Origin of the sequence: Ruegeria halocynthiae (assembly GCF_900106805.1) — a bacterium.
GTDB lineage: Bacteria > Pseudomonadota > Alphaproteobacteria > Rhodobacterales > Rhodobacteraceae > Ruegeria > Ruegeria halocynthiae.
The window spans coordinates 1-19,595 of the sequence record NZ_FNNP01000006.1; the positions used below are offsets into that span (position 1 = coordinate 1).

Annotated in this window: 20 protein-coding genes; 16 read left to right on the top strand and 4 right to left on the bottom strand. The window is 57.7% G+C overall.

The features are described 5' to 3' along the window. The first annotated feature begins 245 nt into the window (after positions 1–245). The 3 genes from BLU89_RS14700 to BLU89_RS14710 all read left to right on the top strand — a co-directional run bounded on the left by BLU89_RS14700 (position 246) and on the right by BLU89_RS14710 (position 3,905). Positions 246–1,400 carry a phosphoserine transaminase gene (locus BLU89_RS14700; RefSeq protein WP_074737606.1) on the top strand — a complete coding sequence of 385 codons (1,155 nt, stop codon included), beginning with the start codon at positions 246–248 and terminating at the stop codon, positions 1,398–1,400. Positions 1,401–1,456: 56 nt separating this feature from the next. Then, the gene (gene serA / locus BLU89_RS14705; RefSeq protein ID WP_074737607.1) at positions 1,457–3,052 is read left to right on the top strand and encodes a phosphoglycerate dehydrogenase; all 1,596 of its coding nucleotides are present in this window, start codon (positions 1,457–1,459) and stop codon (positions 3,050–3,052) included. Positions 3,053–3,176: 124 nt separating this feature from the next. Beyond that, complete coding sequence (locus BLU89_RS14710) at positions 3,177–3,905, top strand: metallophosphoesterase family protein (RefSeq protein WP_074737608.1); 729 nt, start codon at positions 3,177–3,179, stop codon at positions 3,903–3,905. Positions 3,906–3,908: 3 nt separating this feature from the next. Here BLU89_RS14710 and BLU89_RS14715 read toward each other — a convergent pair whose 3' ends face one another. The 3 genes from BLU89_RS14715 to BLU89_RS14725 form a co-directional block, all read right to left on the bottom strand. Continuing rightward, complete coding sequence (locus BLU89_RS14715; RefSeq protein WP_074737609.1) at positions 3,909–5,426, bottom strand: malonate--CoA ligase; 1,518 nt, start codon at positions 5,424–5,426, stop codon at positions 3,909–3,911. A 78-nt stretch (positions 5,427–5,504) separates the two neighbouring features. After that, the gene (locus tag BLU89_RS14720; protein WP_074737610.1) at positions 5,505–6,209 is read right to left on the bottom strand and encodes a histidine utilization transcriptional repressor HutC; all 705 of its coding nucleotides are present in this window, start codon (positions 6,207–6,209) and stop codon (positions 5,505–5,507) included. Between the two features lie 3 nt (positions 6,210–6,212). Next, entirely contained in the window at positions 6,213–7,568 is a 1,356-nt protein-coding gene (locus BLU89_RS14725) for a formimidoylglutamate deiminase (protein ID WP_074737611.1), read from the bottom strand. Between the two features lie 81 nt (positions 7,569–7,649). Here BLU89_RS14725 and hutI point away from each other — a divergent pair, with 81 nt between their 5' ends. From hutI to BLU89_RS14765, 8 genes are all read left to right on the top strand, one after another. Then, a complete protein-coding gene (gene hutI, locus BLU89_RS14730) occupies positions 7,650–8,855 on the top strand; it encodes an imidazolonepropionase (RefSeq protein WP_074737612.1) in 1,206 nt (401 codons plus the stop codon). Continuing rightward, positions 8,852–10,387: a histidine ammonia-lyase gene (hutH, locus tag BLU89_RS14735; protein ID WP_074737613.1), complete on the top strand. Its 1,536-nt coding sequence runs from the start codon at positions 8,852–8,854 to the stop codon at positions 10,385–10,387. The genes hutI and hutH overlap by 4 nt, the downstream gene beginning before the upstream one ends. After that, on the top strand, positions 10,387–11,178 hold the full coding sequence (gene hutG, locus BLU89_RS14740) for an N-formylglutamate deformylase (protein ID WP_074737614.1): 792 nt from the start codon (positions 10,387–10,389) through the stop codon (positions 11,176–11,178). Before hutH ends, hutG begins: the two co-directional genes overlap by 1 nt. A 2-nt stretch (positions 11,179–11,180) precedes the next feature. Further along, entirely contained in the window at positions 11,181–12,863 is a 1,683-nt protein-coding gene (gene hutU, locus BLU89_RS14745) for a urocanate hydratase (RefSeq protein ID WP_074737615.1), read from the top strand. A 69-nt stretch (positions 12,864–12,932) separates the two neighbouring features. Further along, positions 12,933–13,811 carry a phosphoserine phosphatase SerB gene (gene serB, locus BLU89_RS14750; protein WP_074737616.1) on the top strand — a complete coding sequence of 293 codons (879 nt, stop codon included), beginning with the start codon at positions 12,933–12,935 and terminating at the stop codon, positions 13,809–13,811. Positions 13,812–13,850: 39 nt separating this feature from the next. Beyond that, positions 13,851–14,180, top strand: coding sequence for an ArsR/SmtB family transcription factor (locus BLU89_RS14755; RefSeq protein WP_074737617.1), 330 nt, complete (start codon positions 13,851–13,853; stop codon positions 14,178–14,180). Next, entirely contained in the window at positions 14,168–14,596 is a 429-nt protein-coding gene (locus BLU89_RS14760; RefSeq protein ID WP_074737618.1) for an SRPBCC family protein, read from the top strand. Before BLU89_RS14755 ends, BLU89_RS14760 begins: the two co-directional genes overlap by 13 nt. Positions 14,597–14,618: 22 nt before the next feature. After that, entirely contained in the window at positions 14,619–14,939 is a 321-nt protein-coding gene (locus BLU89_RS14765) for a YciI family protein (RefSeq protein WP_074737619.1), read from the top strand. A 3-nt stretch (positions 14,940–14,942) separates the two neighbouring features. On the opposite strand, the gene BLU89_RS14770 is transcribed toward BLU89_RS14765, so the two are convergent. After that, entirely contained in the window at positions 14,943–15,941 is a 999-nt protein-coding gene (locus tag BLU89_RS14770) for an asparaginase (RefSeq protein WP_074737776.1), read from the bottom strand. 178 nt (positions 15,942–16,119) lie between these two features. Between BLU89_RS14770 and BLU89_RS14775 the strand changes: the two genes are divergently transcribed. The 5 genes from BLU89_RS14775 (at position 16,120) to BLU89_RS14790 (ending at position 19,594) form a co-directional block, all read left to right on the top strand. Next, positions 16,120–16,653, top strand: coding sequence for an invasion associated locus B family protein (locus BLU89_RS14775; protein ID WP_074737620.1), 534 nt, complete (start codon positions 16,120–16,122; stop codon positions 16,651–16,653). Positions 16,654–16,828: 175 nt separating this feature from the next. Next, positions 16,829–16,999 (top strand): hypothetical protein, encoded by a 171-nt coding sequence (locus BLU89_RS21575; RefSeq protein WP_176797713.1) that lies wholly within the window; start codon positions 16,829–16,831, stop codon positions 16,997–16,999. Positions 17,000–17,156: 157 nt separating this feature from the next. Next, complete coding sequence (locus BLU89_RS14780) at positions 17,157–17,477, top strand: lysozyme inhibitor LprI family protein (RefSeq protein ID WP_083347769.1); 321 nt, start codon at positions 17,157–17,159, stop codon at positions 17,475–17,477. A 77-nt stretch (positions 17,478–17,554) separates the two neighbouring features. After that, on the top strand, positions 17,555–18,742 hold the full coding sequence (gene rlmN / locus BLU89_RS14785) for a dual-specificity RNA methyltransferase RlmN (protein ID WP_074737622.1): 1,188 nt from the start codon (positions 17,555–17,557) through the stop codon (positions 18,740–18,742). Positions 18,743–18,970: 228 nt separating this feature from the next. After that, a complete protein-coding gene (locus BLU89_RS14790) occupies positions 18,971–19,594 on the top strand; it encodes a cytochrome P460 family protein (RefSeq protein WP_074737623.1) in 624 nt (207 codons plus the stop codon). The last annotated feature ends 1 nt before the right edge of the window (position 19,595 follow it).

Here is a 19,595-nt window from a genome sequence, read left to right on the forward strand (position 1 = left end):
CACATGCCCGCCAATGTCAGAATACGAAGACGCAGCTGAATAAAACAAACCATCAAACCCCCCGCCAATCAGGCAGGGGGGTTTTTAGCCAATCGGAAACCTCTGTTCCAAATGGCATCCCCTTTCGATGTCGTTTTCCACTGTCAAAGCGTCTTTTGTGCTTGCTGCAGGTGCGAAGGCCCCGTACGCCTGCCCGTGGGACACCCCTCCCCAACGAGGGGCGTGTATCTGGAAGGGTAGTACACATGAGCATTGAACAACCGGCGACGCGGCCGGCAAATCCGCGTTTTTCCTCGGGCCCCTGCGCCAAACCCCCTACATTTGATCTGACCAGACTGGCTGATGCCGCCTTGGGGCGCTCGCATCGTGCTGCCGTTGGCAAGGACAAGCTGAAAGCGGCCATCGAAGGCACACGCGAGATCCTTGGTGTTCCAGCGGATTACAAGATCGGCATCGTGCCTGCATCGGACACCGGCGCGGTTGAGATGGCGCTGTGGTCGCTGCTGGGCGAACGTAAGGTCGAGATGCTGGCGTGGGAAAGCTTTGGGTCCGGTTGGGTGACCGATGTGGTCAAGCAGTTGAAAATCGACGCTGAGATCAAAACTGCGGACTATGGTCAGATCGTTGATCTGGCGTCGGTCGATTTTGCCAATGATGTTGTCTTTACGTGGAATGGCACAACCTCGGGCGTTCGTGTTCCGGGCGGAGATTGGATTGCGGATGACCGTCAGGGTTTGACGATCTGCGATGCAACCTCGGCAGCCTTTGCGATGGATTTGCCTTGGGACAAGCTGGATGTGACCACGTTCAGCTGGCAGAAAGTGCTGGGCGGTGAAGCGGCACATGGGATGCTGATCCTCAGCCCGCGCGCTGTTGAGCGGCTGGAAAGCTACACGCCCGCATGGCCATTGCCGAAGATTTTCCGCCTAACCAAGGGTGGCAAGTTGATCGAAGGTATTTTCACTGGCGCGACGATCAACACGCCGTCCATGCTGGCGGTGGAAGATTACCTGTTTGCGCTGGACTGGGCGCGCTCGGTAGGCGGCCTGCAGGGGCTGATCGCCCGAGCAGATGCCAATGCAGGTGCGGTGCACGCGTTTTGCGCGCAGAACGACTGGATTGCGAACCTTGCAGAAGATGCAGCAACGCAATCGAACACTTCGGTCTGCCTGAAATTCACCGATGGGCGTATTCAGGACGGTGCGAGTTTCGCCAAGGCCGTGGCCAAGCGGCTTGAGCTCGAGAATATCGCGCTGGACGTCGGGGCTTACCGCGATGCGCCAGCGGGATTGCGCATCTGGTGCGGTGGTACGGTTGAGACCTCGGATATTGAGGCGATGTTGCCATGGCTCGCCTGGGCCTTTGAGGCCGAAATCGCGGCGCAAACCGAAGCCGCCTGATTTTTTACCGGGCCGCGCCAGGCCCGGACCTTCCATACAATTCAAGGACCAATAAAATGGCCCCCAAAGTACTCGTATCCGACAAGCTTAGCGAAACCGCCGTTCAGATTTTCCGCGATCGTGGCATCGATGTGGATTTCATGCCCGAATTGGGCAAGGACAAAGACAAACTTGCAGAAGTGATCGGCCAATATGACGGTCTTGCAATCCGTTCGGCCACCAAGGTCACGCCAACCATTCTGGAGAAGGCAAGCAAGCTGAAAGTCATCGGCCGTGCCGGGATCGGCACTGACAATGTTGACAAGGACGCGGCCTCGAAAAAAGGCGTGATCGTTATGAACACGCCGTTTGGCAACATGATCACCACCGCCGAACACGCGATTGCAATGATGTTTGCTGTGGCGCGGCAAATCCCAGAGGCCAGCACTTCGACCCATGCGGGAAAGTGGGAAAAATCCAAGTTCATGGGGATCGAGCTGACCAATAAGACCCTTGGCGTCATTGGCGCGGGCAACATTGGTGGCATCGTCTGCGAGCGTGCGTTGGGTCTGAAGATGAAAGTTGTCGCCTATGATCCGTATCTGGGTGAAGAGAAAGCCGACAAGATGGGCGTCGAAAAGGTTGAGCTGGACGAGCTTCTGACGCGCGCCGATTTCATCACCCTGCACGTGCCGCTGACCGATCAGACGCGCAACATTCTAAGTCGCGAAAATTTGGCCAAGACCAAGAAAGGTGTGCGTATCATTAACTGTGCCCGTGGTGGTCTGGTTGATGAAGGGGCGCTCGCCGAGGCATTGCAATCCGGTCAGGTTGCCGGTGCGGCCTTTGACGTCTTCAGTGAAGAACCTGCGAAAGACAACGCATTGTTCAACCTGCCCAATGTGGTCTGCACACCCCACCTTGGCGCGGCGACGACCGAGGCGCAGGAAAACGTGGCCTTGCAGGTGGCTGAACAGATTTCGAACTATCTGCTGACCGGTGCGGTTGAGAATGCGCTGAACATGCCCAGTGTCACCGCCGAAGAAGCCAAGGTCATGGGCCCGTGGATCGCGCTGGCCGGTCATCTGGGCAGTTTCATCGGTCAGATGACAGATGAGCCGATCAAGGCAATCAACATCCTTTACGATGGTGTTGCCGCAGATATGAACCTTGAGGCGCTGAATTGTTCAGTGGTTGCGGGGATCATGAAAAAATTCAACCCCGAGGTGAACATGGTCTCGGCGCCGGTTGTAGCAAAAGAGCGTGGGATTAAGATCTCGACCACCAATCAGGACAAATCGGGTGCGTTCGAAGGCTATATCAAAGTCACCGTTGTGACCGAAAAGCGTGAACGCTCGATCGGGGGGACGGTCTTCAGCGATGGCAAGCCGCGATTCATCCAGATCAAGGGCATCAATATCGATGCCGAGATTGGGGCGCACATGCTTTATACCACCAACGAAGATGTGCCGGGTATCATTGGTACTCTGGGACAAACCATGGGCGAGAGCAGCGTGAACATCGCAAACTTTACCCTTGGACGATCAGAAGCCGGTGGTGAAGCGATTGCGTTGCTTTATGTCGACGAACCTGTACCTGCCGAGGCGCGTGCGAAGCTCGCCGAGACCGGGCTGTTCACCCAGATCAAACCTTTGGAGTTCGACGTGGTCTGAGTACCGCTGTTGATATTCTGAGACAGGTTGATGCCCGTGCTGTTCCAAAGCACGGGCATCGCCTTTTCAAACTGCAGATATTGCGTCAGAACAGCGTTATTCGCAATTGCCCAAGGGGAAGTGGATGGCCTATCCGGTCTATGCAATTGGAGATCTGCACGGGCGTGTCGATGAGTTCGAGCGCGCCTTGTCTTTGGTTCAACGCGATGGCGGTGCGGAGGCCGAGATCGTGTTTCTGGGCGATTACGTCGATCGGGGTCCAGACAGCCGAGGTATTCTCGACCGGCTGATCGCAGGGCGTGACGCGGGCAAGCGCTGGGTCACTCTGCTGGGCAACCATGACCGGATGTTTTCATGGTTTCTCGAGGACGTTCCGCGTCATGATCCACATCTGCTGATCGGGTACCATTGGCTTCACGAGCGCCTGGGCGGTATCGAAACGCTGCAAAGCTATGATGTGTTCTTTGACCAGAAGACTCGTCTGGAGGACCTTCATGCCATTGCGCGGGGCGCGGTCCCGACCTCGCACCGGATGTTTCTGCAAGGGCTTGTGGCAATGCATCAGACGCCCGAGATCGCTTTTGTTCACGCAGGCATCCGGCCGGGCACACCGCTGAGTGAGCAACGGGAAAGCGATCTGGTCTGGATCAGGAACACTTTTCATAACCACCGCGATCCGCATCCGAAACTGATTGTGCACGGGCATACGCCGGTGGACCGGGCGACGCATTATGGCAACCGCATCAATCTGGACAGCGGCGCAGGCTACGGACGTCCGGTTGGCGTTGCCGTGTTCGAAGGGCGCGATTGTTGGCAACTGACTGACAAGGGCCGGTTGGTGTTGACGCCCTGAATCTCAGGCCTTGGTAAACAGGTCGTTGTACTTTTCGCGCAGAACGTTCTTTTGCACCTTGCCCATCGTGTTGCGAGGCAGCTCATCCAACAGGATCAACTGGCGGAGATGTTTGAACCGGGCGAGACTACCCCGGAGCGCGTTCATGATGGCCTCAATATCCGGTATTTGGCCGGGGGCGGGGACCAAGATGCCAACTGGGGTTTCGCCGAAATCCGGGTGGGGTAGGCCGATCACGGCGCTCTCTTGAACGCCGGGCTGTTCATCCAGCAGCAACTCAATTTCTTTGGGGTAGATGTTGTATCCACCCGAGATGATTAGGTCTTTGCCGCGCCCAACGATGTGGACATAGCCGTCTTCGTCAGTGCGACCCAGATCGCCGGTGATGAAAAACCCGTCTTCGCGCAGCTCGGCGGCGGTTTTGTCGGGCATCTGCCAATAGCCCTGAAACACATTCGGGCCGCGCACTTCGATGATCCCGATCTCACCAATGGGCACTGTTTCTCCCGTTTCGGGGTTCGTGACTTTCAGCTCGACATTCGGCAGAGGGTAGCCAACGGTTCCAGCCCGACGCGCGCCGTCATAGGGGTTTGAGGTGTTCATGTTCGTCTCAGTCATGCCATAGCGTTCCAGAATGCGATGGCCTGTTCGATCTTCGAACTGAATGTGCGTATCTGCCAGTAAAGGCGCCGATCCCGAAATGAACAGCCGCATGTCTTTTGTTAGCGCGCGGGTAAAACGGTCATCGCTCAGCAGCCGGGTGTAGAAGGTGGGCACGCCCATCATCGTTGTCGCCTGCGGCATCAGGCGCACCATGTCGTCCAGGTCGAATTTCGGCAGAAAGATCATCGACCCGCCCGAGGCGAGCATCACATTGGTGGCAACAAACAATCCGTGCGTGTGAAAGATCGGCAGCGCGTGCAGCAGCACGTCGCTGTTGGTAAAACGCCATTCCTGAACCAGTGTTTCCGCGTTTGATAGCAGGTTGGCTTGCGTCAGCATCGCCCCCTTCGAACGTCCTGTTGTGCCAGAAGTATAGAGTAACGCAGCCAGATCATCCTCGGATCGGTGAGCGGGTTCAAAGGCCGGAAGCATCCCCAAAGCGCGCCGTGTCAGGCTGCCAGAACCATCGGCGTTCAGCGTTTCCAACCGAGCGTCATTCTTCTGCGCGATCTCGGTAAGCCCTGTCGCGTTGGCCGCGTCGCACACAACCAAAGATGCGCCGCTGTTTTCGATGAAATAGCTCAGCTCTTGTGTCGTGTAGCCGGTGTTTAGCGGCAGAAAGATCAGACCCGCTTGTGCGCAGGCGGCATAGAGCGCCAATGCCTCGGCGGATTTCTCCACCTGCACCGCCACGCGGTCACCCGGCCTTAGCTCTAGTCCGGTCAGGGCGTTGGCCAGACGGGCGGCCATGTCCAAAAACGCGGCATGAGTCAGGACCTTACCATCGGAGAGGTGCAAAAACGGCGTGTCCTTGCCCGCATGGATGCCAAACAAACGATCATAGAGCGGGTTGCCCATCCCGATATCCTTTCCATCCGACACAGAAATATCGTGGCAAATCTGTCGTGGAAACGGCGAAGGGTAAAGACCGTATGATCAGAATTCGGTGGTCATTCGGTAGCCGGCCGCGAAATACATTTTGGCAAACGTCACCGGCTGTCCCTGCAGCCACGTGATGCGTTCGGCCGTAAAGACGGGTTCACCCTCTGTCACATCCAAGAATCCGGCCAGACTGGCATCGGCGCGGCTGGCCAGAAAGGTCAACTCGACATTGGTGAAAGGGACGGTTTGCACCAGCCAGTCATTGGGCCCGATGCTCGAGAAATCGGCCTGTTCCACTTGAGGTACGCTGTCGATTACGATCCAGCGGTCCTCGAACTGGAAGGGTGTGTTGCCGGAAAAGTGCATACAGCGGACATGCATCACGCTCTGATCAGGGCGCAAGGAAAGGCGAGCCGCCAGCCAATCCGGGGCATTTTGCGTTTCGTGCGATACCAGAGCGTAGCGATAGGTGCCACCTAACGCTTCGACCTCATCGCGCACCAGAGGGATTGTGAACCGCGCCTGGCGTTGCGGCGCGCTGAGAACCCGGGTGCCCGCCTTTCGCCGCCGTTCCAGAAACCCCTCATCTGCCAGTTCACGCAGCGCACGGTTGACCGTTGTGCGGGTGCACGAGAATTCGACGGCAAGCTTCTGTTCGTTGGGCAGCAGCGTGTCGGGTTGCAACTCACCCGAGCGGATGCGGTGCAGGACGGTCTGCTTGATGTCCTTGTAGCTGGTGGTGTCGCTGGTCTGAGTCATGTTTCAAAGGTCCGCCAGTAGGTTAGCCATCGCGGCACGATAGTTGGTCAGGATCGCATCGCGGGAAATGTGCAGCCCGCCACGCACCTGATGTCGTCCCCCAGACCACAGGTCGGTCACGGTTCCGTCTGGTGCCGCAAAGCAAAGCCCATCAAGCAGCTGATCATCGCGCAAGCTGCAAAGGGTCGGATGGTTGCGGTCGATCGCGACCAGATCGGCCAGTTGACCTACCGCGATCGTTCCGGTCGCGCGCCCCAGTGCCTGTGCGCCGCCCCGTGCGGCGCCGGTGTACAGCGCCTGTCCGACCGAGCCTTCGCCCTGCACCAGTACAGTGCGGGCTTTGTCGCGCAGGCGTTGAGAATACTCCAGCGTCCGCAATTCCTCGGGCAGTGAAATGCGCACATTCGAGTCTGATCCAACACCAAAAGCGCCTTGAGCGTCGAGGTAAACAGCCCCGTTGAAAATACCATCCCCCAGATTGGACTCGGTGATCGGGCAGAGACCGGCAACCGCCCCGGATCGGGCGAGGGCGCGGGTTTCATCATCGGTCATGTGGGTGGCGTGGATCAGGCACCAGCGCTCGTTTACGTCCGCGTTGTTCAGCAACCACTCCACCGGTCTCTGACCCAAAGTGGCTTCGACCTCCGCGACCTCCTTTTCTTGTTCCGAGATATGGATATGAACCGGGCCGTGAGGTGTCGCCTTAAGCACCTGCTGCAGATCATCCGGTGAGGTTGCGCGCAAAGAATGTGGTGCGATACCTATCTGGCTGTCTGCATGGGGCAGTATCGGTTTGCAGTCGTCGACAAGCCGCAGGAACCTGTCCACATCATTGCCGAACCTCAATTGCCCACCCGCCAGCGGCTGTTGCGCAACGCCGCCATAGGTGTAGAGCACTGGTAAATGCGTCAGACCAATTCCGGTTTGGTCTGCTGCCGAAAAGATGCGCTGGCTGAGCTCGGCAAGCTGCGCATAAGGTGCGCCGCCGGGTTGGTGATGGACATAATGGAATTCTCCGACCGAGGCATATCCGGACTCTTGCATTTCCATGAAAACCAGCGCGGCGATGGCTTCGATCTGCTCCGGGGTAAGGCGGTCCAGAAAGCGATACATTAAGGTGCGCCAGGTCCAGAAGCTTTCGCGCCCGGCTGCGCGGGTTTCGGTCATACCTGCCATGGCGCGCTGAAAGGCATGGCTGTGCAGGTTGGCCAGGGCGGGCAACAGGACATCGACACGCGTGTCGTCGGGTTGTGCGCCTTTCCCCTGTTCCAGCTTCGTGATCCGGCCGTGTTCAATTTCAACCCGAAGATCGCTGACCCACTTTGACCCTAACAAGGCGGTTTTGGCATGAACCGTCATCGCAATTCCATTTTGTGTAGACTTTATCTTTTTATACGTATACGAAAAAATTAAGCGTAGGGGGAGCCCAAAAGAATTACCATGACGAAAAAAACCGTTCTTTGCAGTAAACAGGTGGCCACCATGGGGGGCGACCAACTCTATGGGATGATCGATGATGGCGTGATCGCCGTCGAGGGATCGCAGATCGTCTGGGTTGGCCGTCAGTCCGAGATTCCGCAAACTTATCTTGAATGGCAGCGTATCGATTATGGCGACCGTCTGATCACCCCCGCGTTGATTGATGCCCACACTCATATAGTGTTCGGTGGTAACCGCGCGGTTGAGTTCGAAATGCGCCTGAACGGAGCGACCTACGAGGAAATCGCTCGCGCGGGCGGAGGCATCCTGTCGACCGTAAATGGCACACGGGCGGCCTCGGAGGATGAGTTGCTTGCAGGTGCTCTTCCTCGTGTGGACGCGCTGTTGGCTGAAGGTGTGTCCTGTATCGAAGTGAAGTCCGGCTATGGTCTCGATACCGAAACCGAACTGCGCATGTTGCGCGCAGCGCGTCGAATTTCTCAGGAGCGGCCTGTTCGAGTTAAAACCAGCTTTCTGGGTGCACATGCCGCTCCGCCGGAATATGCGGGCCGGGATGATGCCTATATCAATGAGGTCTGCATCCCCACCCTGCGTGCGGCCCATTCCGAAGGGCTGGTGGATGCGGTGGATGGGTTCTGCGAAGGCATCGCCTTTGACCCTGCCCAGATCGAACGCGTTTTTGTTGTCGCGCAAGAGTTTGGTTTGCCAGTAAAACTACACGCCGAGCAATTGTCCAATCTGGGCGGTGCTAAACTGGCTGCGGCCTATGGGGCCTTGTCTGCTGACCATATTGAATATCTGGACGCGGAAGGCGTTGCCGCGATGGCTGCCGCAGGGACGGTTGCTGTTTTGCTGCCCGGCGCGTTCTATACGCTGCACGAGACGCAGGCCCCACCCGTTGAACTGCTGCGCCAGCAGAAGGTGCCGATGGCGCTGGCGACAGATTGCAATCCGGGGTCGTCGCCCCTGACTTCTTTGCTTTTGACTATGAACATGGGGTGCACCTTGTTTCGGATGACACCCGAGGAAGCATTGGCTGGTGTCACCCGCGTGGCCGCCCGCGCTTTGGGTCTTGAAGACACGGGCATGATCGCAGCCGGGCTGCGCGCTGATCTCGCTGTCTGGGACATCTCCCATCCGGCCGAGTTGTCGTATCGCATCGGTTTTAACCCCCTGCACAAACGTATTTTTGGAGGCCAGGAATGACCACCCTACCGCTCACTCCGGGTCAGGTTTCGCTGGACCAACTGGCCCAGATCTATTGGACCGAGGCTGCAATTTCGTTGGACGATGCATGCCGACCGAAGGTCGATGCAGCTGCTGCCAGAATTGCGCGCGCCGCCGAAGGGACCGAGCCGGTTTATGGCGTGAATACAGGCTTCGGTAAGTTGGCGAGCCATAAGATTGCGGCCAAGGATACCTCGACCCTGCAGCGCAACCTGATCCTCAGCCATTGTTGCGGGGTGGGTCCGGCTGTGCCGCGTCGTCTGGCGCGGCTAATGATGTCGTTGAAGCTGCTGTCATTCGGGCGCGGAGCGTCTGGGGTCCGCTGGGAGCTTGTCAATCTGCTGCAGCAGATGCTGGAGCGTGGTGTGACACCCGTGATCCCGGCGCAGGGCTCGGTTGGTGCATCTGGTGATCTTGCGCCGCTGGCCCATATGACTGCAGTCGTGATTGGCGAGGGCGAGGCCGAGTTGAACGGCTCTGTTATGCCGGGCGCCGATGCCTTGAGAAAAGCTGGATTAGAGCCGATTCAACTCGGTCCAAAGGAAGGTCTGGCGTTCATCAACGGGACGCAGTTCTCAACGGCCTATGCCTTGGCGGGCCTGTTCGAAGGTTGGCGTGCCGCACAAAACGCGCTGGTGATTTCGGCGGCCTCAACGGATGCGATCATGGGCTCCACCGCCCCTCTGCAGCCCGAGATTCACACGCTGCGCGGCCATCGAGGTCAGATCGAAGCGGCAGCGGCGATGCGGGCTGTGCTGGACGGGTCTGAAATCCGCGAAAGCCATCGTGATGGGGATACCCGGGTCCAGGACCCATATTGCATTCGCTGCCAGCCGCAAGTGACAGGTGCGGCGATGGACGTGATCCGGCAGGCCGCCGCAACGCTTGTGATCGAGGCCAACGCTGCCACCGATAACCCATTGGTTCTGACCGACCCGGATGCCATTGTTTCGGGCGGAAATTTCCACGCCGAACCCGTGGGCTTTGCCGCCGATATGATGGCGCTGGCCCTGTCCGAGATCGGAGCAATCGCGCAGCGCCGGATCGCGCTGATGGTTGATCCGACGCTCAGCTTTGATCTGCCGCCGTTCCTGACGCCCGAGCCGGGGTTGAATTCGGGCCTAATGATCGCCGAGGTCACCACGGCCGCGTTGATGAGCGAGAACAAGCATCTGGCCAACCCCTGCGTGACCGACAGCACGCCCACATCGGCCAACCAAGAGGATCACGTCTCGATGGCCGCCCACGGCGCGCGGCGTCTGAGTCGAATGGTCGATAATCTGAACTACATTCTGGGGATCGAATTGCTCTGCGCCGCGCAGGGTATCGAATTCCGCGCGCCTCTTGCGACCAGCAAAACGCTGACCAATGTGGTTGGGCGGTTGCGCGAGGATATCCCGTCCTTAGGCGATGATCGCTATCTGGCGCCAGAATTGGAAACGGCGAAATCGCTGGTCGAATGCGGCGCAATATTGCAGGCGGCTGCTGTGTCAATGCCGGAGCTGTTGTGATGCCGGTGTTTAGAGTGCAGCGCGGCGATGGACCTATCGTGCTGGGCCAGCCTCATGGCGGCACGTTTGTACCCGACGACATAGCTGCGCGGTTGAATGCGAACGGGCAGATGCTGGCGGACACGGATTGGCACATCAATCAGCTTTATGACGGGCTACTGGCAAATGCGACTGTCGTGCAATCTCATGTCCATCGCTATGTCATCGACGCCAACCGTGACCCAGCGGGTGTATCGCTGTATCCGGGGCAAAACACGACAACTCTGGTGCCTTTGACCGACTTTGATGGTCAGCCGATATGGTCAGAAGGGCAGAATCCCTCAGCCGATGAGACTGAGGCGCGCCGAACTGCCTATCATGCGCCTTATCACAGCGCGCTTGAGCAAGAGCTTGAAAGAGTGCGGGCAAAACACGGGGTTGCGATCCTGTTTGACTGCCACTCGATCCGCAGCAAGATCCCGTTCCTGTTCGAAGGCACTCTGCCGGATATGAATATTGGCACCGATGGCGGCGTGACCTGTGCGCCCGGCATTGAGGCTGCGGCCCACGAATTTGCGCATTCATCCCCCTACAGCACTGTCCTGAACGGGCGCTTCCGTGGGGGCTGGACGACGCGGCACTATGGCCGGCCTGATGAAGGGCTGCACGCGATCCAGATGGAACTGGCGCAATCCACCTATCTGTCCACTGAGACCCCTCCGTGGGCGTTTGACGAGAAGAAAGCCAAACGTTTGCGCCGCTGGCTGGTGGATATCCTCGACGCCATCCAAGACACCGCATTGGAGCTTTGACAATGACTGATCCTCGCAAGAACACCCGTGATATTTATCCTCCCACCGGCCCCGAACTGAACGCAAAAAGCTGGGTGACCGAGGCGCCGTTGCGGATGATGATGAACAACCTGCATCCGGATGTGGCCGAAAACCCGCATGAGCTGGTGGTTTATGGCGGCATCGGTCGTGCCGCGCGGACGTGGGATGATTTTGATCGGATTGTCGCAGGGCTGAAAGATCTGGAGGAAGATGAAACCCTGATCGTCCAATCGGGTAAGCCTGTTGCGATCATCCGTACTCATAAAGATGCACCGCGCGTTCTGATCGCCAACTCGAATATCGTACCGCATTGGGCCAATTGGGATCACTTCAACGAACTCGATAAAAAGGGTCTGATGATGTACGGCCAGATGACGGCTGGCTCGTGGATCTATATCGGTACGCAGGGCATCGTTCAGGGTACGTATGAGACTTTTGCCGAAGCCGGACGTCAGCACTATGGCGGCGATCTGACTGGCAAGTGGATTCTGACGGGTGGTCTGGGCGGCATGGGTGGCGCACAGCCTTTGGCGGCGGTGTTTGCCGGGGCCAGCTGTCTGGCGGTGGAGTGCAATCCGGACTCGATCGATTTCCGCCTGCGCACCAAATACCTCGACGAAAAAGCCGAGACGCTGGACGAAGCGCTTGAGATGATCGACCGCTGGACCAAGGCCGGAGAGGCAAAATCCGTGGGTCTGTTAGGCAATGCGGCCGAGGTCTTCCCCGAGATTTACGCCCGTATGCAAGCCGGTGGTATGCGCCCGGATATCGTCACCGACCAGACCAGTGCGCATGATCCGATCAATGGGTATTTGCCGATCGGTTGGAGTATGGGGCAGTGGAAGGACAAGCGAGAAACTGATCCTAAGGCAGTGGAAAAAGCTGCCCGCGCGTCGATGAAACAGCATGTGGCTGCGATGGTCGATTTCTGGAACGCGGACGTGCCGACACTGGACTATGGCAACAATATCCGGCAGGTGGCGCAGGACGAAGGGCTTGAGAATGCCTTTGCGTTCCCCGGATTTGTCCCTGCCTATATCCGCCCACTGTTCTGCAAAGGCATCGGCCCGTTCCGCTGGTGCGCCCTGTCTGGCGATCCCGAGGATATCTATAAGACCGACGCAAAGATGAAAGAGCTGTTCCCCGAGAACGAGCACCTACATCGCTGGCTCGACATGGCACAGGAACGCATCGCGTTTCAGGGTCTGCCCGCGCGCATCTGCTGGATCGGCCTTGGGGATCGCCACCGGGCCGGACTGGCATTCAACGAGATGGTCGCCAGTGGCGAATTGAAAGCGCCTGTTGTTATTGGGCGAGATCATCTGGACTCAGGCTCGGTCGCCAGCCCGAACCGCGAGACCGAGGCGATGCTGGATGGCTCGGACGCCGTATCGGACTGGCCGCTGCTGAACGCGCTGATCAATACCGCCAGCGGTGCAACCTGGGTCTCGCTGCATCATGGCGGCGGGGTAGGCATGGGCTTTAGCCAACACGCCGGCGTGGTGATCTGCGCCGATGGCACTGAAGATGCCGCGCGGCGGTTGGAACGTGTTTTGTGGAACGATCCGGCCTCGGGCGTGTGGCGTCACGCGGATGCGGGGTACGAGATTGCCAAGGATTGCGCCCGCGAACATGGGCTTCGGCTGCCGGGCATTCTGGGCTAGGTCAAACTGCCTCTGGTGAAAATGCTGCACCTGCGATATCTCGCAGGTGCGCTAATCAGGAGGCCTGACATGTACGTAGCCACTCTGTTGACCAACCCGGCGACCCCTTCGCTGGACGCAACGCTGGTCGAGTCGTTGCGGAACGCTTGGGGTGGGGGTGATGCGAACTGGCTTAGCCCAGATGAGGCGGCGGAGTTCTCCCTACCAGAGGCCCCCGGCAATCGCTGGGATGTCTGGGCTGATCTGCAACAGATGGGTGTGGACCTGATCGTGCAGCTGGCCGAGGGACGCCGAAAAAAGATGCTGCTGGCCGATATGGACAGCACGATGATCCAGCAGGAATGCATTGATGAATTGGCCGATGAGGCCGGTGTGGGTGATCGGGTCAAGGACATCACGGCGCGCGCGATGAATGGCGAGCTGGATTTCGAAGGCGCGTTGACCGAGCGCGTTGGCTTGTTGAAGGGGTTGGATGAAAGCGTGATCGGCAAGGTTCTGGACGAACGGATCACGCTGATGCCCGGTGGCAAGGCTTTGCTGGCAACAATGCGTGCGAACGAAGCCTACGCCGCACTGGTGTCGGGTGGGTTCACCGCCTTTACCGCGCGGGTCGCCGAAGAACTTGGGTTTGATGAAAACCGGGCGAACACTCTGTTGGCAGAGGATGGAAAACTCACTGGCGATGTGAAGCGGCCCATTCTAGGGCGACAGGCCAAAATTGAAGCACTTGAACAGATCACGGACCGTCTGGGTATCTCAGAGACTGACGTGATCGCTGTTGGCGACGGGGCCAATGATCTTGGTATGTTGGGTCGTGCCGGAACGGGCGTCGCGCTGCACGCCAAGCCTTTGGTTGCTGCAGAATGCGACGTTAGGGTCAATCACGGTGATCTGACAGCACTGCTTTATCTGCAGGGGTTCAGCCGGTCGGAATTCCGCGACGCCTAAAAGGCTTCCATTTATTTAACATCAATGTTAAATAGGGTCATGAACACACTTCTGACCACGTTTTCTGCATTGTCTGACGCCACTCGGTTCTCGATCGTTGAGCAGCTGATGGAACAGGGCGAATTGCCTGTCGGAGACCTGATTGAAGGCAAAGGCATCTCGGGGGCTGCGATCTCGCGCCACCTGAAGGTTCTGCGCGAAGCAGGATTGGTACAGCAGCAGGTGCGCGGCACGCAACGGATGTATTCCGTGCAGCCCGAGGGACTGCGCGCGATTGCCGAATGGACGATTTCGAAACGGCAATTCTGGGAGAGCAGCCTCGACCGTTTGGGCGAACTCATTGAAAAGGAGAACTCATGGCCGACCTGAAACTGGAACGAGACTTTCCCGTCAGCCCCGAGACATTGTATGCATGGGTTAGCGACGGCGCCAAGCTGCTGCAATGGTGGGGGCCCGAGGGATTGCATGTGCCAAGGCATGATCTGGACTTCTCGCGGCTTGGGCCGTGGTATTCGGTGATGCAGAATGGTGAGGGTCAGCAATTTAAGGTGTCAGGGCATGTCACCCACATCGACCCGCCAAACTCGGTCGGGTTCACATGGGCGTGGCACGATGATCGGGATCAGCGTGGCCCGGAAAGTCATGTAACTTTCTCTGTCGCCGCCACCGACAGTGGCTCTCGGTTGGTTGTCGACCACCGCGAACTCGTCGATGCCGAGTCGGCGACAAATCATAACGAAGGCTGGACGTCTTCGCTGCGCAAGCTCGAAGCGCTTTGCAAATAGATTTTCATCAGGGAGAAGCGATATGCCTCAATTCTTGTTTGTTTATCACGGGGGTCACACCCCAACAGATCCGGCCGAGGTCGAGGCGACCATGGCCGCCTGGGGCGCCTGGTTTCAAGGCATAGGTACTGCGTTAGAGATACCGGGCAATCCTGTGGGTCAGTCTTATACAGTCAGCAGCGGTGGGGTCGAAGACAATGGCGGCGCAAATCCGGCCTCAGGCTTTACCGTCGTAAAAGCCGATAGCATCGAGGCAGCAACCGAGATGGCCAAGGGCTGCCCGATGGTTGTGAACGGTTCGGGCTCGGTCGAGGTGGCCGAGGTGCACGAAATCGAGATGTGAGCCTTAGTCGGGGAATCCCGGGGCTGGTTTGACAATGCCACATTCCAGCCCGCGACGGCTGTATTGTGTGGCGTTCATGAATTTGCGGGTGGCCGGGTGATCGGCCTCCAGCACACCTAGGCTCACCAGTATCGCTGCTATCGCACATTCGCTGGCCCGCGTTGTGCCATCAGTGATTTTCAGCGCAACGCCCATCCGTCTTTCAGGGATGATGGCAACAAAAACCGCCTCGGCCCCTGTCTTTATGGCGACGCGCCCGTTCATCGCCCGCATCAGCTCGGTACAGGCGCGGGTTTCACCTGCAACAAGTTCTGGGTGCGCCATCATCGCAGCTGTGAGCTGCACCGCCGCTTCGCTGGCGCGGTCTGATCGATCTGCGGCTGAGGCAAACCATGCCATTGATCGCGCAAGCCCCACCAGCGACGTCGCAAAATTCGGGGCCGAGCAGCCATCTATTCCGTAAGTTGGGCTGGTCTCTCTTGTGGTTTCTTCGATTGCGGAAAGACTGGCCTGCTGAACCGGATGATCAATCTCAAGGTATTCGGGCCCTGCACCCATATGCTGAGCAACGGTCAGAAAGCCGCAATGTTTGCCTGAGCAGTTGTTGTGAATTTGGCAAGGTGTGTCGTCTGCCAGGATCAGCCCGTCGCGCGCCGCCATGTCCTGAGGTTCCTGCGGGCCACAACGCAGATCAGGTTCGGACAGGCCAAGGTGGTCCAGCCACGCTGACACGCGGTCAGTATGGATATGTGCGCCGTTGTGCGAGGCGCAGGCCAGTGCCAGATGTTCAGAGTTCAGACCATATTTCGCAGCCGCGCCCGATGTGATCAATGGCAGGGCTTGGATCATCTTGGCCGAGGATCGGGGATAGATTACCGCGTTCGGATCACCCCAATTGAGCACGATTTGACCGCTATCGTCACAGATCACAGCATGGCCAAAATGCAGGCTTTCCAACAGTGATCCGCGCCAGAGTTCTGTCATTGGTACGGCTTGTGTCATGTCCACCCCATAATTCATGCGCAAAAATCTGCCAATCGCCCTTTCGCCTGTGGCGAAACCTGCGTTAGTGTGTGTATGTCGACAATCATCGGAATACGCAACTAACAGACGAACTGGCAGAGTTCGCACGCATTTCCGATGGGTATGAGGTATTAGGTCGGGCTAGGAGGCTGGACAGATGGGATTAAAGCTCGTCCGCGTAATCGCGGGCCTGTGCGTGGCAGGAATGGCGACTGCGGCAATCGCTCAACAGGCGACCAGTACAAATCGCGTCGCGGCAAAGACCGATTGGAGCGTGTTTGTCGAAGAAGACCCGACCGAATGTTGGAGCGTTTCTGCCCCGAAGGAGACGGTAAACACACGCGGTGGACGGGTGGTTTCCGTGCGGCGCAGCGATATTCTGTTGTTTGTGTTCTATCGCCCGAACGCCGAGGTCAAAGGCCAGGTGACCTTTACCGGCGGCTATCCGTTTGCCCCTGGGTCGACCGTCAATCTGGTTGTTGATGGCAGTGAGTTTGAACTGTTCACCGATGGTGAATGGGCATGGCCTGCAACGGCCTCGGACGACACCAAGATAGTCACAGCCATGAAACGCGGAACCGAGGCAGTGCTGACCGCACGCTCGGAACGTGGCACGCAGACCAAGGATACATTCTCGTTGCTGGGCTTTACGGCTGCGATTGAAGACGCCGAAAAGCGCTGCACGAATTAAGCCACAAGCTGATCGGATCACGAAACCCCGCTTTCCGGCGGGATTTTCTACGTTTGGGCTGGTTTTTGTGTTTGTCGGTAATTTACCCGACGTCGAAATGTTTTTTTGATCCGTGTCAAAGCCAATTCCTTAGATTTCTGAACTAATCGGTTCAGAACAAATCAAGGAGTTGGCAATGAACTCAAATAAATACCTGTCCGCACTTTTAGTGGCGTCTGCGGTGATTCTCGCGGGCTGTGAGAAGGGGTCGGAAACCTATCCGGTCACCGGCGAGCAATGTGGTCCAGAAGATCCAGTAAAAACCCTGGATGCAGAGGATTGCTATATCCCACCAGCCGTAAACTGAAGTTGCCGGGCCGTTGGGGTTTCTTCCTTGGCGGCCCGACTTGATTGGGCGCGCGTTTTGATCTGTGTTAGACAGATGGCTCTGTCTGGAGGACTGATTGATGCGATGGACGTTTGTTTTACTACTATTTCCAATATCTGCAGTCGCGGACCCAACAATGGAGTGTATCGACGCCGGATCGCAGGTGGAGATTGGGTCTTGTGTTTCGGACATGGAAACGCGCGTAAGCGCCGCGATTGAATCCAGCTATTCCCTTGCACTTGGCGCTGCGAAAGAACTGGATGACGTCACCAGTCGCGTTGTAGCCACGCCCGCGCTGCAGACCTCGCAAAACACTTGGATAGCCTATCGCGATGCGCAGTGCGAAGCGGTGGGTGCTTCGTTCGGCGGAGGATCAGGCACCGGCATCGCCATTACGGCCTGCCGCGTTGATCTTGGCCGGGCTCGTGTTGATGAACTGTTGCGCTACGCAAACTGAAACACGATTTCTTTTGATCTTTGCCCGCGTTCCTATATAGAGGCGCATCCCAAGCCAGAATCCACTGAGATAGACACATGTCGCCCAACGCGCCGATCACTCAAGACGTCATGACCATCCCCCGCAAGCTGCCCGAGGGGAAGGTGAACCTTGTTGGTTTGACCCGCGATCAACTGCGCGAAGCGCTTATTGAACACGGCACACCCGAGAAGCAGGCCAAGATGCGCACCGGCCAGATCTGGCAGTGGATTTACCAATGGGGCGTGCGCGACTTTGCTGAGATGACAAATCTGGCCAAGCCCTACCGGGCGCAACTGGCCGAGAACTTTGTGGTTGAAATTCCCGAGGTTGTGACCCGCCAGGTGTCCGAGGACGGCACCCGCAAGTATCTGTGTCGTATCGCAGGTGGGCACGAGGTTGAGGTGGTGTACATCCCCGAAGAGGATCGCGGCACGCTGTGTATCTCGTCTCAGGTGGGTTGTACGCTGACTTGTTCCTTCTGTCACACGGGTACGCAGAAACTAGTGCGCAATCTGACCGCGGCCGAGATTGTCGGGCAGGTCATGATGGCGCGCGATGACCTTGATGAATGGCCGACTCCGGGCGCTCCCAAGGACGAAACGCGCCTTTTGTCGAACATCGTACTGATGGGGATGGGCGAGCCGCTTTACAACTTCGAAAACGTCCGTGACGCGATGAAGATCGCCATGGACCCCGAAGGGATTTCTTTGTCTCGTCGTCGCATCACTCTTTCGACTTCAGGAGTAGTGCCCGAGATTGCACGCACGGCTGAGGAGATCGGCTGCCTGCTGGCAATCTCGTTCCACGCGACGACCGATGAGGTGCGCGACGTGTTGGTGCCGATCAATAAACGGTGGAATATCGAAGAGCTGTTGCAAGCGCTGGCCAGCTATCCCAAAGTTTCGAATTCAGAACGGATCACGTTTGAATACGTGATGCTGGATGGTGTGAACGACCGCGATGAGGATGCGCACCGACTGATCGAACACATCAAACGCCACAACATCCCGGCCAAGATCAACTTGATCCCGTTCAACGAATGGCCCGGCGCGCCGTATAAGCGCAGTTCCAACAACCGCATCCGCGCCTTTGCGAATATCATTTATAACGCTGGCTATGCGTCTCCTATCCGCAAGACGCGGGGCGAGGATATCATGGCAGCCTGTGGGCAGTTGAAATCGGCCACCGAGCGTGCCCGGAAATCGCGCAAACAGATTGAGGCCGAGGCTGGCCTGAACCGTTAGGTTCGACAAGTAAGCCGCCATCGCGAGAAACTTAATGAATTGATTGCTGTTTCAGCATTCAAAATTTGTTATGTTTGATGAACGCCCGCTCTGGTTTGGGGACCTCACCGGCATACACAAGGTGGTGAGATTATCGGGGTGGTGCTGGCAACACCATTTAGGACCGCTATTATTTTTTTCAATTTACAGCGGCATTTCGGCGAACTGATCACTCAGGGAGGCCACAGAATGATTAAAAGGCACTTGCATGTTGGTGGGATCATGGCGGGTATCACGGTATTCGGGCTCGTCTCGGTTGCGGGGTTCGCGCAAAGCATCGATCAAGACGCTCATCTTGCAATAGAAAATCCGGCGAATCTGTCCAAAGAGGATGCTCAAAGCCACTACAGATCTCTGTCCCGCCGCATGGAGCGAGGGTACGCAGCAGCTCAGTTGGACCTGCTTATGAACTATCAGGCGTGGCCGCTGTTCAACGATGCGCCCTATATTTCGGCCACCCATGGGCAGCGCTATGTCAACAGCTACGCCAACCGTATGGCGCATAATTACGGAACCCTGCAGGAGGGCGAGGTTTTGCCTGTGGGTTCGGTTCTGGCCAAAGACAGCATGACCGTCACCGACGAAGGCAATGTCCATCCCGGTGCCCTGTTCGTGATGGAGAAGCTACCCGCAGGCAGCAATCCTGACACCGCCGATTGGCGCTATATCATGGTGATGCCGGACGGCTCGCTGTTTGGCGACACAATGGGTTTCCGCGCGTCCGAGGTTGAATATTGCCATGTTTGCCATGAAGCCGTCGCGGATCGGGACTATACCTTCTACGTGCCTGAAGAGTATCGCGTCGAGAACTGAC

Excerpts from the sequence above, each read along its gene's own strand:
- BLU89_RS14700 (WP_074737606.1), top strand. The coding sequence starts at position 246 with ATGAGCATTGAACAACCGGCGACGCGGCCGGCAAATCCGCGTTTTTCC.
- serA (WP_074737607.1), top strand. The coding sequence starts at position 1,457 with ATGGCCCCCAAAGTACTCGTATCCGACAAGCTTAGCGAAACCGCCGTT.
- BLU89_RS14710 (WP_074737608.1), top strand. The coding sequence starts at position 3,177 with ATGGCCTATCCGGTCTATGCAATTGGAGATCTGCACGGGCGTGTCGAT.
- BLU89_RS14715 (WP_074737609.1), bottom strand. The coding sequence starts at position 5,426 with ATGGGCAACCCGCTCTATGATCGTTTGTTTGGCATCCATGCGGGCAAG.
- BLU89_RS14720 (WP_074737610.1), bottom strand. The coding sequence starts at position 6,209 with ATGACTCAGACCAGCGACACCACCAGCTACAAGGACATCAAGCAGACC.
- BLU89_RS14725 (WP_074737611.1), bottom strand. The coding sequence starts at position 7,568 with ATGACGGTTCATGCCAAAACCGCCTTGTTAGGGTCAAAGTGGGTCAGC.
- hutI (WP_074737612.1), top strand. The coding sequence starts at position 7,650 with ATGACGAAAAAAACCGTTCTTTGCAGTAAACAGGTGGCCACCATGGGG.
- hutH (WP_074737613.1), top strand. The coding sequence starts at position 8,852 with ATGACCACCCTACCGCTCACTCCGGGTCAGGTTTCGCTGGACCAACTG.
- hutG (WP_074737614.1), top strand. The coding sequence starts at position 10,387 with ATGCCGGTGTTTAGAGTGCAGCGCGGCGATGGACCTATCGTGCTGGGC.
- hutU (WP_074737615.1), top strand. The coding sequence starts at position 11,181 with ATGACTGATCCTCGCAAGAACACCCGTGATATTTATCCTCCCACCGGC.
- serB (WP_074737616.1), top strand. The coding sequence starts at position 12,933 with ATGTACGTAGCCACTCTGTTGACCAACCCGGCGACCCCTTCGCTGGAC.
- BLU89_RS14755 (WP_074737617.1), top strand. The coding sequence starts at position 13,851 with ATGAACACACTTCTGACCACGTTTTCTGCATTGTCTGACGCCACTCGG.
- BLU89_RS14760 (WP_074737618.1), top strand. The coding sequence starts at position 14,168 with ATGGCCGACCTGAAACTGGAACGAGACTTTCCCGTCAGCCCCGAGACA.
- BLU89_RS14765 (WP_074737619.1), top strand. The coding sequence starts at position 14,619 with ATGCCTCAATTCTTGTTTGTTTATCACGGGGGTCACACCCCAACAGAT.
- BLU89_RS14770 (WP_074737776.1), bottom strand. The coding sequence starts at position 15,941 with ATGACACAAGCCGTACCAATGACAGAACTCTGGCGCGGATCACTGTTG.
- BLU89_RS14775 (WP_074737620.1), top strand. The coding sequence starts at position 16,120 with ATGGGATTAAAGCTCGTCCGCGTAATCGCGGGCCTGTGCGTGGCAGGA.
- BLU89_RS21575 (WP_176797713.1), top strand. The coding sequence starts at position 16,829 with ATGAACTCAAATAAATACCTGTCCGCACTTTTAGTGGCGTCTGCGGTG.
- BLU89_RS14780 (WP_083347769.1), top strand. The coding sequence starts at position 17,157 with ATGGAGTGTATCGACGCCGGATCGCAGGTGGAGATTGGGTCTTGTGTT.
- rlmN (WP_074737622.1), top strand. The coding sequence starts at position 17,555 with ATGTCGCCCAACGCGCCGATCACTCAAGACGTCATGACCATCCCCCGC.
- BLU89_RS14790 (WP_074737623.1), top strand. The coding sequence starts at position 18,971 with ATGATTAAAAGGCACTTGCATGTTGGTGGGATCATGGCGGGTATCACG.